The 13513-nt window shown below is 36.1% G+C and carries 12 protein-coding genes; 5 read left to right on the forward strand and 7 right to left on the reverse strand.

Annotation, left to right across the window (positions count from 1 at the left end):
- From B0A80_RS20985 to B0A80_RS01085, 5 genes are all read right to left on the reverse strand, one after another.
- Nucleotides 1–2054 (reverse strand): PorP/SprF family type IX secretion system membrane protein (locus B0A80_RS20985; protein ID WP_233430679.1); only part of this gene is annotated, 2054 nt, incomplete at its 3' end.
- Nucleotide 2055: 1 nt separating this feature from the next.
- The gene (gene sprC, locus B0A80_RS01070) at nt 2056–3537 is read right to left on the reverse strand and encodes a gliding motility protein SprC (RefSeq protein ID WP_089076123.1); all 1482 of its coding nucleotides are present in this window, start codon (nt 3535–3537) and stop codon (nt 2056–2058) included.
- On the reverse strand, nt 3534–3947 hold the full coding sequence (locus B0A80_RS01075) for a hypothetical protein (RefSeq protein ID WP_089076124.1): 414 nt from the start codon (nt 3945–3947) through the stop codon (nt 3534–3536). The genes sprC and B0A80_RS01075 overlap by 4 nt, the downstream gene beginning before the upstream one ends.
- Before the next feature lie 100 nt (nt 3948–4047).
- Complete coding sequence (locus tag B0A80_RS01080; protein WP_017495776.1) at nt 4048–5340, reverse strand: hypothetical protein; 1293 nt, start codon at nt 5338–5340, stop codon at nt 4048–4050.
- A gap of 185 nt (nt 5341–5525) precedes the next feature.
- Complete coding sequence (locus tag B0A80_RS01085) at nt 5526–5978, reverse strand: hypothetical protein (RefSeq protein ID WP_017495775.1); 453 nt, start codon at nt 5976–5978, stop codon at nt 5526–5528.
- Nucleotides 5979–6415: 437 nt separating this feature from the next.
- Between B0A80_RS01085 and B0A80_RS01090 the strand changes: the two genes are divergently transcribed.
- From B0A80_RS01090 to recA, 4 genes are all read left to right on the forward strand, one after another.
- Entirely contained in the window at nt 6416–7564 is a 1149-nt protein-coding gene (locus tag B0A80_RS01090; RefSeq protein ID WP_089076125.1) for a DNA polymerase III subunit, read from the forward strand.
- A 7-nt stretch (nt 7565–7571) separates the two neighbouring features.
- On the forward strand, nt 7572–7955 hold the full coding sequence (locus tag B0A80_RS01095; RefSeq protein WP_089076126.1) for a DoxX family protein: 384 nt from the start codon (nt 7572–7574) through the stop codon (nt 7953–7955).
- A 134-nt stretch (nt 7956–8089) separates the two neighbouring features.
- Complete coding sequence (locus tag B0A80_RS01100) at nt 8090–8599, forward strand: acyl-CoA thioesterase (protein WP_026109914.1); 510 nt, start codon at nt 8090–8092, stop codon at nt 8597–8599.
- Between the two features lie 148 nt (nt 8600–8747).
- Nucleotides 8748–9755 carry a recombinase RecA gene (recA, locus tag B0A80_RS01105; protein WP_017495770.1) on the forward strand — a complete coding sequence of 336 codons (1008 nt, stop codon included), beginning with the start codon at nt 8748–8750 and terminating at the stop codon, nt 9753–9755.
- A gap of 555 nt (nt 9756–10310) precedes the next feature.
- Here the strand turns inward: recA and B0A80_RS01110 are convergent.
- On the reverse strand, nt 10311–11057 hold the full coding sequence (locus B0A80_RS01110) for a lysophospholipid acyltransferase family protein (protein WP_017495768.1): 747 nt from the start codon (nt 11055–11057) through the stop codon (nt 10311–10313).
- Nucleotides 11058–11261: 204 nt separating this feature from the next.
- On the opposite strand from B0A80_RS01110, the gene trpS reads away from it, so the two are divergent.
- Nucleotides 11262–12236 (forward strand): tryptophan--tRNA ligase, encoded by a 975-nt coding sequence (trpS, locus tag B0A80_RS01115; protein WP_089076127.1) that lies wholly within the window; start codon nt 11262–11264, stop codon nt 12234–12236.
- A gap of 46 nt (nt 12237–12282) precedes the next feature.
- Here the strand turns inward: trpS and dprA are convergent, their stop codons facing one another.
- A complete protein-coding gene (gene dprA, locus B0A80_RS01120) occupies nt 12283–13383 on the reverse strand; it encodes a DNA-processing protein DprA (protein WP_089076128.1) in 1101 nt (366 codons plus the stop codon).
- Nucleotides 13384–13513: the final 130 nt, after the last annotated feature.

Genomic DNA, 13513 nt, shown 5'->3' on the forward strand with positions numbered 1-13513 from the left:
TTCGCTTTAGCATCCGCAGCGATTCTGGCTTGTCTTGCTTCTTCATCTGCTTTGGCTTTAGCTTCAACAGCTTGTTTTTCTTTTAAGGCAGCTTCTTCAGCGGCTTTAGCTTTCGCATCAGCAGCTAATTTTGCTTTATTGGCAGCATCTATACTTGCCTTTGTTTTTGCAGCAGCAGCAGCGGCGGCTTTAGCTTCAGCAGCCAGTCTCGCCTGAAGCGCATCTGAATCTGCTTTCGCTTTTGCATCCGCAGCTAAAATTGATTGTAAGTCTGCAGCTTCTGCTTTCGCTTTTGCATCTGCCTTACGTTTTGCTTCTGCAGCATCAGCTTTCGCTTTTGCATCTGCTGCTAGTTTTATTTTCAGAGCTTCCGCGTCAGCTTTTGCTTTAGCATCGGCAGCTAATTTTGCTTTTGCAGCGGCTTCCGCATCAGCTTTTGCTTTGTCAGCAGCTAATTGAGCCGGAGTTTTTTGTGGCGCTGTTGCCGGTTTATTTTCTGCAGCAGTTTTTGCTTTAGCAGCTTCAGCATCGGCCTTTGCTTTAGCATCTGCAGCTAATTTCAATTTCATTGCTTCGGCATCAGCTTTGGCTTTATCAGCAGCCAGTTGTGCTTGTGTTTTTTGTGGCGTCGTCGCAGGCTTATTTGCATTAGCAGCATTCGCTCTTGCCGCTGCCGCTGCATCTACTCTCGCTTTATTATCAGCAGCTAATTTTATCCTACGGGCTTCAGCATCGGCTCTTACCTTATCTGCAGCCAACTGCGCCTGTGTTTTTTGTTCTGCAGCAACAGCTCTGTTTGCCGTTGCAGTTTGCGCTCTCGTCGCTGCTGCAGCATCGGCTTTTGCTTTTGCGTCAGCGGCTATTTTTATCTTAAGCGCTTCGGCATCAGCTTTGGCTTTATTGTCTGCTTCTAATTTTGCTTTTGCTGCTGCTGCGGCATCAGCCTTCACTTTTTCGGCTGCTGCAAGTCTCACTTTTAGCGCTTCTGCATCGGCTTTAGCCTTAGCATCGGCAGCCAGTCTCGCTTTTTCTGCACCATCAGTTCTCTCAGCAGTTGTCGCTGATGACGGTTTAGCCATTACCGGTTTTGGTTTAGCCGGATCTATTAAAGAACCTTCTTCATCATCACCATAGTAATAGTTTTTATTCTTAAATTTATAAGCAATTGTAAATTCATGAGAACCTCCCATATTGGTAAAATTTCCCATTCCTTTTTCATAGTTGTATTCAAATGCGATACTTGGAGAGATATTAAACCCAAGACCGGCAGAAATCCCATATAATGTATTGTATCCTGCTTGAGCCCAAACTCCTTTTGGAATTGCAATCATTGCAAGTCCGGAAATTACTGTCTTACCTTTTTTAACTTCTGTTTTTACAATTCCTGAAAATTTACTTCTGTCAAAAAAACCAAAACTGTCAATGTATCCTGTATACATGGCATGCAACTGAATCGCTCTTTCAGGATCTTCTTTTACAATTCCGCCACCGAAATTATAAAGGATCAGATTGTTTACCGCTAGTCCAAAGTCAAGGAACTCTGTTCCATAATTAACTCCCGGGTTAACCGTAAGCAACGTATTTGATGGATAATCACCCATTAAAATATTTGGATCATTTGATATAATTTTTCCTTTATTTAAACTGCTTTGGTAAACCCCAACGTTCAAACCAAAAGTCAAATTACTGTCCTGTTCTAAAACGATGTTATGCGCAAAGTTTCCGATTCCTCCAAAGACAGTCATTAAACCATAATTTTGCTGAAACAGACCAAAAGCAAAAGCTTCATTTTCTCTGAAACGGCCCGAATAATTAGCTAAATAGGTATTCGGTGCATTCTCAAACTGCACCCATTGTCTTTTATTATAAAAACTGGCATAAGCATTTGTTTCACGAACAAAACTAAAAGCCGGGTTAATTAAATATCGATTAAACTTTAAAGAATTTCTAATAGGTAACGAAAACGAAACAACTCCATCCTCATTTTTGTCCTGAGAATAGAGTGTATTTGAAAAACCGTAAAATAGCGTGATGAATAGTAAAATTTTCTTCATATTACCTTATTACAGTTATTGATCCTTTTTTTTCACCATTGTCGGATTTAATGACATAGTAATATACCGGATTAACATTTTTAAAATCTTTTATAAACGTATTGGTTTCAGGATTATAATCACTACCTAAACCGTCATACATAATTTCACCATTAGAGCTCATGATTATTATTTTCGTCTGGACTGTTTTATAAACATCCGGAATATTCCAATAGGGATTCTGGAGACTTACAACATTAGGAATCACTGTCGTCGACGCCATTGGTCCCGTAACTTTAAAACTAAACTCCTGAGAAGAAATACAGCCCGATGCCTGAGAAATTTTAACTTTATAATTACCAGGAATAGATACAACATAAGAACTTGATGTTGCACTTGCAATTGCGTTTCCATTTAAAAACCATTCAAAAGTAGGATTTGAAGCATCTGTTGTAACTGAAACATTCAGAGTCTCCCCCTCGTTTATTGAAGTGGTTTCCGGCGCGTCTATACTCGCATTAAAGCTATTACTTTTCAGATCGATAGTTCCTGTAGCACTACATCCTCCAAAATCAACCTGTACGGTATAAACTCCCGATGCATTTGCATTAATACTACGGGTAGTAGCACCAGAAATTATCGCTCCGTCTTTCTTCCATACATAAGTGTTTCCGGAAGTAGCTGTTAAAACAGTTCCTGATCCGGATGCACAAAATGGATTTCCTAAACTAGAGCTAATGGTAACTGCCGATCCTCCCGATCCTGATGTGGTTACATCAACACGATTAGAGCTAAAATTTACATCAGAACATAAACCATAGTCAATTTCGGCATAATATTTTCCGGCAGAATTTACAATCAAATCTTTAGAACTTTGTCCGGCAATTACAGCACCATCTTTGTACCATTTGTATTTTAGATTGGAGTAATTAGCAGGTGACGAAGCCTGATCAGAAGGTGTAGGATTATAAACGGAGAGTGTAAGATTACCGCCAGCACAAAAAGATGCTGTTGGCTGTTTTTCGTTAATATAAAACGAACTTACATAAGTACTGTAATAAACAGAAAAGGTTGTATTACCAACGGCGTTCTTAAATCTTGGGCTATTTACTACAGGTGTAGTATTTAAGCTCTTAACGCGTAAGCTGTATGCATCTGATCCTTTTAGATTAGTAGGAACCGCAAATTTAATTGTCTGTTGTTTTAAAGCAGTATCATCTGTAACCGCAAGTGTTGTAGTAGCAGTTGGGTTTGTAAAACTTCCAGTCTCATCAGAAAGTTCTACGGCAAAAGTTGTCCCAGCGGGAAAATCCACGTAGCTGAAAGTTGCAAAATATTCATTAAACACAACGCCATTGACAATAAAACCAGCGCAGATTCTCTCAAAGGGAAGCTGCTGTGGTCCTATTACTGGCGTTTGGGCATATGAATTTAATTTAGTTAAAATAACTAAAGAAAACAAAAGCACTATTTTGGTAAAATTTGGGGTAATTTTTTGAATCATATAGTGCGTGTTCTTGCTAAATCTATGTCTTCAAAAAAGAGGATATCAATAAATGTTTCAGAAAAATCGTACTTATAGTTCTCGATAATATCCTTTGCAAGAACTGAAAAAGAACCGGTTAAAAACGAATTTTCTTTGCACTCTGAATTCTGATCTTTCCCTTCAGCTGCCATAGAAAGGCTATCCTTGGGGATGGATAGCCCTGCTAATAACTGATTAGAATTATCTAATTCGCCGATACATACTTGATCAGCATTTTTTATCTTTTGGTTCTCACAGCCTCTTATTTCGCTTATTGCTTCAGTAGAAGTAGGTCGTTCTACTGTGGTATTTTGAGCATATAAACTAAGCGAAATAGGGAAAACCAAAAATATTATATATATAAAATATTTTTTTCTAGATGGTGCCATTATGTCTTGATCTTTATTTGTCCGGTATTAAGACGAATACATAAATTGTGTCTGGGGACTTTATTAATAAAATTTACGCTGAAATAAAAATCGAAATCTATTATCTGTTGCTGCTAGACGCTGTAATTTTTCCTAATTGCAATCTGAAATCCGGTTTCTTAGGATTGAAAATATCAATGAAAGTCTCTCTGTTGTTACTTTGAGAATACACATTGAAAAATACACTATTTCCGTACCAGCTTTCTAAATCTTCATTGTTTGAGTTGTACTCTGTAAAGATATTTCCGTTACATAGGTTAAAGTACATTTCTTCAAATTTGATTTTCTTAAGATTAGCATCATTAATTTCTGTTTTACTGTCTAATAAAACAGCTGGATTAAATCCGGAAATTACACTACGCTTCATTTCAAGAGAAGCATTTTCAGCTACAAAAACAGCTTCTTTTACTAATCCTGACTGAATATCAGCTTTGATGTTTTCGCTGTCATTAAGCATAGTGATATTAGTTGCAACAACTAAAGTTTGTTTTTTAGTAAAATCTGTTTCACTTTTCTTTTCGAATGACTTTACTTCCATACAACGAGAACCGTCTTTATTACTTGATAAATAAGAAGATCTTACTGCTAATGAATTGTACAAACGACATTGTACACCCTGAGTAAATTTGTAATCGTCATTGATTGATTTATAAGATACAAATTTAGTAGCGTTTACATCACCTCCAAAAAAGGCAAATGAGTCACCACCAGAGTAGCTTACCATAACGTTGTCAAGTACTGTTTTAGACCCAACACCGGCAAAAGTTATACCGTTGAAAGTGTCCACACCTTTTACTTTTTTACCTGCAAATTCAACTCTTACGAATCTTAAAATTCCTGAATTAGCAGCAGCATTATCACCACCGTAAGTCGTTAAACTAGGATCAAGATCTAAGTTGTAAGAACCAACATTTCCAAATTTATTAATTGGTGCATCGCCAAGAATTACGATTCCACCCCAGTCTCCAGCTTTTTTCTGGCTACGGTTTGAAGTAAATACGATTGGGTCAGTCTCTAAACCATCGGCCATAATTTGGGCACCTTTTGTTACAACAAGAGTTCCTTTTGTTTCAAAATCACCAATGATTAAAGTTCCTGGTTCAATAGTTAAAACTGCATTGTTCGTAACATAAACATTACCTTGCAGTACATAAATATTCTTTTTCAGCAATTTAGTATTAACAGAAATATTTCCTGCTAAAATTTGGTTTGCTTCTCCATACTCTACTTTGTTAGGCTTAAATTCGGTCCAGTTGTTCAACCAATTGTTGTAGCCCATAATTCCTTTCTCTTGTTGAGCACTCATACTCGTAACTGTCAAAAGAACGCAGATCATTTGAGTAATTTTTTTCATGATAAGGGGGTATTACAGTTAATAATAAATTTGGGTATGCGTAAATGAAAAAACTCGTCTCGAATTTTCTGATAATACTCAGAACTTTTCGAGAGAGTTGTTTTTTATTTCTTTTCTAAAAACATCTATATAAATTTAATCATCTATATAAACATTGACAAAAAAAGTTTTAAAAATTATAAATATTACATTTCGTTCAATTCGTTGAACTCGTGTAAAGATTTCAATGTGCTTTCGTAGAATAAAATTGCAGCGATTAAGTTTCCTTTATCAGAATACGGCATCATCTTTCTTTGAAATTCTACTGTTGTATCTAAAAATGTTGTTGTACCAACAGCCTGTCCATCTAACACTTTTTTGTGTTCGTTGTCGTCCGGAATACCTAAGTCGGCCATTGTAACTCCCGGTTTTGTTACCAAAGCAATGTAAGGAAGAGTTTTTACTAAAACTTTAATACGCTCGATGTACAATTCTAAAAGTTCTCCTTTTTGCATACCACTCAGTTCTTTCTGATCATGGTATTTGCGAATAATCGCAGTTGTACTAATTATACTTCTTGGAGCATTTTTCGCCTGAGCCGAAATGGCACCAGTCGTCATAAAAAAAAGTGCACTTAATAAAATAATTTTCCCTTTCATAGATTCTTAGTTTATAATTGGTTGTTCATAAAAACAAAAATATAGAAATTAACTTAAACTGCAACTTTATTAATTTCTTTTTTCAAAAAAAAAGCTTAAAAAAAGCTTAAAAACCAGCGTTATGTCGAGAAAATGTGCGTTTTAACGAGGTTTTAGTTAAAATTGACTCGATCTTAAAGGGTAAGATATTGGCTATAAAAACAAAACAATACGCTACAGTATTAATCAAAAAAAGCTTTCGTTAATCGTTATACAGCAAAAAACTATTAACAAAAAAGTCTTAATATCTCCACATCTTACTATGTTTATTAACAAAAGTTGGTTAACAAACGTCAAAAAAACAGTCCTAAATCTTCATGATTATTAGAAATGTCTCTGTATGGATAAACTTTTGAGCTAAAATTTTTGACTACATCATTTTCTTCTATCTTTGCTTCATGCAATTTTCTCAAATTTTAGGTCAGGATTACATCAAAAGTCACTTGATAAAAAGTGCAGCTTCCGGACGAATTCCGCATGCACAACTATTCATTGGGCCGGAAGGAAGTGGCACACTATCAACAGCAATTGCCTACGCACAATATATTTTATGCAACAACACAGGAGACGAAAACTCAAACGGAAATGATTCCTGCAATTTGAAATTTCAAAATCTCTCTCATCCCGACTTGCATTTTATTTATCCGACAGTGACCACTGAGGATGTCAAAACAAAACCCAAAAGTTTAGATTTTATTCAGGACTGGCGCACTTTTATACAGGAAATGCCTTATGGAGGATTATTTGACTGGTACAAAGTACTTGGTGTTCAAAACAAACAAGGAGAAATTCGAGTTGAAGATGCACAGGAAGTTTTGAAATCATTTTCATTAAAATCATACGAAGGCGGTTACAAAATTATGATTATCTGGATGGCCGATAAAATGAATATTGCCGCCTCCAACAAACTTTTGAAATTACTCGAAGAACCTTCAGACAAGACTATTTTCATCCTCATTTCTGAAAACGAAGAAGATATAATTCAAACCATCCGATCCCGTTGTCAGGTTATTCATTTTAACGGGCTTCCCGAAAAAGTAATTGCAGAAGCTTTAGTTTCTAAAGAAAATATCGACGAAAAATTAGCTTTTAAAATCGCACATCAGGCACAGGGAAATTTTAGTAAAGCCTTACATCTTTTAAAAGAAGATGATTCGGAGTTACCTTTCGAACAATGGTTTGTCAATTGGGTTCGTGCTGCGTTTAGAGCGAAAGGAAATGCGGCTGCTATTCAGGATTTAATTTCCTGGAGTGAAGAAATTGCCGGTCTGGGACGTGAAAGTCAGAAAAAATTCATCCAGTTTTGCATGGAAATGTTTCGACAAGCCTTGCTGCTTAACTATCAGGCTCCTACTCTTGTGTACATCGAACCAAAAGTAGATAAATTCAAACTCGAAAATTTTGCCCCTTTTGTTAATGGAAACAATATTCACGAAATTTTCAAAGAACTTTCGGATGCGATGTATCATATCGAAAGAAACGGAAATGCAAAAATAATTCTAACCGACTTATCTATAAAACTGACTCGTTTAATCCACAAAAAATAGTTATCAAATGAATAATGTTGCCTCCATTTTACTATTAGCATTTTTAGCTTTAACCTTCTTACAGTCTGGATACGAAAAAATATTTTACTGGAAAGACAACGTCGAGTGGCTTAAAGGACATTTTGCCAAAACAAGACTTAAAAACCAAGTACCACTTGCCCTGCTTCATCTTTTAATTATGGAATTAATCTCCGGAATTTTATGTGTTGTCGGAGCGATACAATTGCTCACCGAGAGTGGCCGGGAATTTGGTTTATACGGAGCTATATTTTCATGTATCACATTGCTAATGATGCTTTTCGGACAGCGATTAGCCAAAGATTACGACGGTGCAAGAACCATAGTTATCTATTTTATTCCGGCAGTAATGGCGGTTTACTGGCTGAACTAATCTGACATAATCGTACCGCTTTAAAGTCAATAAAAAATTAAATTAAATCGTCACAGATTCAACATTCGTAAAACAAAACTGAATTGAAATCAAAAAATAAAGTTGTGGCAAAAAATAAAATTTACAGTAAAAAAATGAATGCAAAACACCCATCAGAGTCCCTTACAATCTTAACCGATTTAGTTTTACCAAGTGAAACAAATCCTTTAAACAACCTTTTTGGTGGCGAATTATTAGCCCGAATGGATCGTGCCGCAAGTATTGCAGCCCGCAGACATTCCCGCCGAATTGTAGTTACGGCCTCTGTAAATCACGTGGCTTTTAACAGAGCCATTTCGTTAGGAAGTGTTGTAACGGTTGAAGCAAAAGTTTCAAGATCTTTCAAAAGTTCGATGGAAGTTTTCATTGATGTTTGGGTAGAAGACCGCGAATCTGGTAACAGAACCAAAGCCAACGAAGCCATCTACACTTTTGTAGCCGTAGACGATACCGGCAGACCAGTAGAAGTACCTGCTATATTGCCTGAAACTGAACTTGAAATACAGCGTTTTGATGCCGCTTTGCGTCGTAAACAGCTTAGTTTAGTGTTGGCCGGGAAACTAAATCCTTCCGATGCCACAGAATTAAAGGCTTTATTCTTGTAGTACAAATTGTGACAATTTGGAACAATCAAACTTCGAAAAAAGAACTATTTTTACAAAATATAAGCCTGACTAATAAAGATCAAGAAGTTAGTATCTTCTTTACATTTATTTGAAAGAAAAAAATAACAATTTAGACATTTAAGAAAAGATGAGTTCAGACAAAGAAGCCAAATTAAAAGCGTTACAACTAACGCTTGATAAACTTGACAAAACCTACGGAAAAGGAACCGTAATGAAAATGGGCGACAGAGCCATTGTGGAGGTAGAAACGATTTCTTCTGGCTCACTTGGCGTTGATTTAGCCCTTGGAGTAAATGGATATCCAAAAGGAAGAATTATTGAAATATACGGTCCAGAATCATCTGGTAAGACCACTCTAACCTTGCATGCAATAGCCGAAGCTCAAAAAGCCGGCGGAATAGCTGCTTTTATAGATGCTGAACATGCTTTCGACAGAAATTATGCCGAAAAATTGGGTGTCGATATCGAAAACTTAATCATCTCGCAACCGGATAACGGAGAACAAGCGCTGGAAATTGCCGAAAATTTAATTCGCTCAGGAGCAATTGATATTGTGGTAATTGACTCTGTTGCTGCATTGACTCCAAAAAGTGAAATCGAAGGTGAAATGGGAGATTCTAAAATGGGTCTTCATGCACGTTTAATGTCACAAGCATTGAGAAAGCTTACCGGAACCATCAGTAAAACAAACTGTACCGTTTTCTTCATCAACCAGTTGAGAGAAAAAATTGGTGTTATGTTTGGTAATCCTGAGACCACAACGGGAGGTAATGCTCTAAAATTCTACGCTTCGGTACGTTTGGATATTCGCCGTTCTTCGCAAATTAAAGACGGTGAAAATGTAATTGGAAACAGAACCAAAGTTAAAATTGTAAAAAACAAAGTTGCTCCGCCTTTCAAAACTGCCGAATTTGATATTATGTACGGAGAAGGAGTTTCTAAAACAGGTGAAATTCTTGATCTTGCTGTTGAATTTGAAATCGTTAAAAAAGCAGGTTCCTGGTTTAGTTATGGCGACACCAAATTAGGACAAGGTCGTGATGCTGTAAAAGCTTTAATCAAAGATAATCCGGAATTAGCGGACGAACTTGAGATTAAAATCAAAGCACATATCAAAGAATTAGCAGACGCTTAAAATCATTAAAAGTATTACAATCAATACTTTACATACAACCCGATCGTTTCCAAAAAATGATCGGGTTTTTTATTTAAAAAAATATGCATTTACTGACGCAACCATTCCGCAACCGAACCATCTTACTAAGAGACAAAAGATTTGACTGGTACTTAGCCAAAAGTATCTGATCAAAGGTTTTTCTTTAAATTTGGTTGGTTTGTTCAATAAAAATCCGTTAGTTTTTTGGTTCTAACGGGTTTTTATTCTTTTTTTTCACCTTTTCACGCAACCTTTTTCATTTTTTACGCTCTATCATAGTATATCATTAACTTGAGTTTTGTTAAACTCTTTAGTATCAACCTAAAATATTTTAACCATGAAAGAGAGAATAGAAGTGTTGTACAACAAAAACCGTAAAAAAACCAAATTGAAATTGAGAAAAGTATTGCGTTTTATTTCCGAAAAAATAATTCATAGATAATCATTATTGAATATAAAATGGAGTAATTTTAATTCAAAAGAAAACCCGGCAATTTTCAAAATTTTGCCGGGTTTTATCCTTAAAATGAGTTACTATTCTTTATTTTTAAACTTCAGTAAATCTTTATAAATCATCTGTCTCACCTGATCCCGCAGTTCTTTTCTATGGTCAGCCGTCAATCCGTCTGTAGAAACAAAAGGAAGTACCTTTGCACGCATTTTTCCGGGACTTCCACTGAAAAAAGTATATGAAAACCTTTCCTTGTTATCTGCAAAAACAATGGGAACGATCGGAATCTGGTGCTCGATTGCCAGACGAAAAGCACCGTCCTTAAACTCATCCAGTAAAATAGATTCGTCGTCAGGAACTCCGCCTTCAGGAAAAATACAAATACTAAGCCCTTGATTCAACCTGTTTTGCGCTCTTTTAAAAACCTCATTTTTACTTTTCGAAGAACTTCTATCAACTAAAATACAGGTTCTTTTATAGAAAAATCCAAACAAAGGAATCTTTGAAAGCTCTTTCTTTCCAACAAAAACAAACGGATTTTTAACCAGAGCCAGCATTAGCATAATATCGGTCATCGAAGTATGATTGGCCACGATCATATAGCTCTTATTGCGAACAAGCTTCTCTTCACGCTCGACTTTATAATAAAAACCCATCCCGAAAAGGATAAATTTAGCCCAAATGCGGGCCATTTTAAAAAAATAGGGGTAACCCTTCTCTGATGCTATAGAAACTAGCAAAAATGGCAGCATAATCAATATCGGAATGGCCATTAAAATATAAAACCATACACGCCATAAAACCCAAAAAACAACTTTTAATCCTTTCATGGTTTCAAATGTAATAAATCAGAAATGAATTTGGATTTTTCGCTCCTTAGAATTTTTAAATCTTACTCTTTTCTTCAAAATAAAACTTAAAATCAATGAGATGTTTGATAAACTTTGCCCACTTTGTAAAAAACTTTGCGACCTTTGCGGTTAAAAAAAATAAACTTGCAATCTTTGTGATTGAAAGATTAAGAAAAAACGAGAATGGCAAAAATACTTACCGGTGTTCAGAGTACTGGAACGCCACACTTAGGCAATTTATTGGGAGCAATTATTCCTGCAATCGAATTATCAAACAATCCGGCAAATGAATCTTTTTTATTTATTGCTGATTTACATTCGATTACACAAATTAAAGACGGTAAAACTCTTAGAGAAAACACCTACAGCACTGCTGCCGCCTGGCTAGCCTGTGGTCTAAATCCTGATAAAGTAACCTTCTACAGACAATCTGATGTGGTACAAACGACAGAATTAACCTGGTATTTAAGTTGCTTTTTTCCTTTTCAACGTTTGACTTTGGCACATTCGTTTAAAGATAAAGCCGATCGTTTAGACGACGTTAACGCCGGACTTTTTACGTATCCGATGTTAATGGCCGCCGATATTTTATTGTATGATGCTGAATTTGTTCCCGTTGGTAAAGATCAATTGCAGCATTTAGAAATCACTCGTGATGTCGCTTCGCGTTTCAACCATCAAATGGGAGAAACCTTTGTAATTCCGGAAGCTAAAATTCAGGAAGACGGCAAACTGATTCCGGGAACAAACGGTGGAAAAATGAGTAAATCAGCTAACAATCTGATCAATATTTTCCTTGACGATAAAACAATTCGCAAGCAGGTAATGAGTATTGAAACCGATAGTACGCCACTGGAAGAACCTAAAAACCCGGACACTTGTAATGCTTTTGCCATTTATTCCTTGCTGGCAACCGAAGCGCAAATCGCCGAAATGAGAGCCAACTATTTAGGAGGAAACTATGGATACGGTCACGCCAAACAGGCTTTGTTTGAACTGATTATAGAAAAGTTTAAAACCGAAAGAGAGCGATATACGTACTACATGAACAACCTTGAAGAAGTAGATGCTTTACTGAAAAAAGGAGCATCAAAAGCTTCCGTAATTGCTGATGGAGTTTTAGCCAAAGTAAGAGAAGTTCTTGGATTTAGTAAATAAACATCTAAACCGACGGGTTTTAAAAACCCGTCAGGTTTAATTCAAATTAAACGGCCTCAAACAACTTTCCGGGTAATGGCCGAACGACTCCTTTCAGTTCCATGTTTAAGAGAATTCCCGAAATTTTATAAATAGGAAAATCACACTGCAGCGCAATAATATCAAGCAATTCTTTACCGTTTTTTAGCAGAAAATCATACACCTTTTGCTCCTCTGTTTCCAACTGAATAAAGAGCTGTTTTTGAACCGGTTTTGCCTTTGTTTCCACATTCCAATTCAGCATATATACCAAATCAGCTGCACTCGTTAACACATTGGCACGTTGTGTTTTAATTAGATTATTACACCCCTGACTGTATTTATCTGTCACACGTCCGGGAACAGCAAAAACATCGCGATTGTAATCATTGGCAAGATTTGCGGTAATCAGTGAACCACCCTTTTCAGCAGATTCTATTACAATAGTTGCCTCTGTCATACCCGCTACAATACGATTTCTACGTACAAAATTTTCTTTATCGGGATTTGATGTACTCCAAAACTCGGTTATAAAACCACCATTTTCTTCCATTGGAACAATAAACTTCTTATGCGATTTTGGATAAATCTGATTGAGACCATGTGCCAGAACTCCAATAGTTTGCAGGTTAAAATCCATCGCCCGCTGATGTGCTACAATATCCACACCATAGGCAAAACCGCTAACGATTACCGGATCGAGTGGCGCAAGTTCTTCAATTAAATTTCGGCAAAACTCTGTTCCATAAGAAGTAATCTGGCGCGTTCCCACAATACTGATTATCCGTTTATTTCCTAAATTTATGTTTCCAGAGCTAAAAATCAGAACAGGAGAATCAATACAATGTTTTAAACGTTCCGGATACTCATCCTCTTTAAAAAAAGACACTTTAACCCCACTAGATTTCATAAATTCCATTTCCTGATTCGCTTTGTCAAAAACCGATTTATCCTTAAAATTCTGCAATAAAACCGATCCAACACCATCAATAGCAGTAATTTGACTCCCTTTACTTTTAAAAACAGCTTCTGCACTGCCAAAATAATTAAGCAGCTTTTTAGCCATTATATCTCCAACTCCATCGACTTTTAATAAGGCTAATAAATAGAATAAATCCTGATCTGGCATCCGTGTAAAATATTATGTAAAATAAGAAAAACTAAAACTTAAAATTTGAAGCACAAATATCATAAAAAGAAAGTCTAATCCTGTTAAATTTTAATATAAATATGGTTTCAAAACATACACGCCTTAAAAA

The sequence above is a fragment of the Flavobacterium tructae genome (assembly GCF_002217475.1).
GTDB classification, from domain to species: Bacteria; Bacteroidota; Bacteroidia; order Flavobacteriales; family Flavobacteriaceae; genus Flavobacterium; species Flavobacterium tructae.

Bases quoted from the DNA above. Each gene is read 5' to 3' on its own strand.
- B0A80_RS01100 (WP_026109914.1), top strand. From the start codon at position 8,090: ATGAATGCAAAACACCCATCAGAGTCCCTTACAATCTTAACCGATTTA.
- B0A80_RS01080 (WP_017495776.1), bottom strand. From the start codon at position 5,340: ATGAAAAAAATTACTCAAATGATCTGCGTTCTTTTGACAGTTACGAGT.
- sprC (WP_089076123.1), bottom strand. From the start codon at position 3,537: ATGATTCAAAAAATTACCCCAAATTTTACCAAAATAGTGCTTTTGTTT.
- B0A80_RS01090 (WP_089076125.1), top strand. From the start codon at position 6,416: ATGCAATTTTCTCAAATTTTAGGTCAGGATTACATCAAAAGTCACTTG.
- trpS (WP_089076127.1), top strand. From the start codon at position 11,262: ATGGCAAAAATACTTACCGGTGTTCAGAGTACTGGAACGCCACACTTA.
- B0A80_RS01110 (WP_017495768.1), bottom strand. From the start codon at position 11,057: ATGAAAGGATTAAAAGTTGTTTTTTGGGTTTTATGGCGTGTATGGTTT.
- dprA (WP_089076128.1), bottom strand. From the start codon at position 13,383: ATGCCAGATCAGGATTTATTCTATTTATTAGCCTTATTAAAAGTCGAT.
- B0A80_RS01095 (WP_089076126.1), top strand. From the start codon at position 7,572: ATGAATAATGTTGCCTCCATTTTACTATTAGCATTTTTAGCTTTAACC.
- B0A80_RS01085 (WP_017495775.1), bottom strand. From the start codon at position 5,978: ATGAAAGGGAAAATTATTTTATTAAGTGCACTTTTTTTTATGACGACT.
- recA (WP_017495770.1), top strand. From the start codon at position 8,748: ATGAGTTCAGACAAAGAAGCCAAATTAAAAGCGTTACAACTAACGCTT.
- B0A80_RS01075 (WP_089076124.1), bottom strand. From the start codon at position 3,947: ATGGCACCATCTAGAAAAAAATATTTTATATATATAATATTTTTGGTT.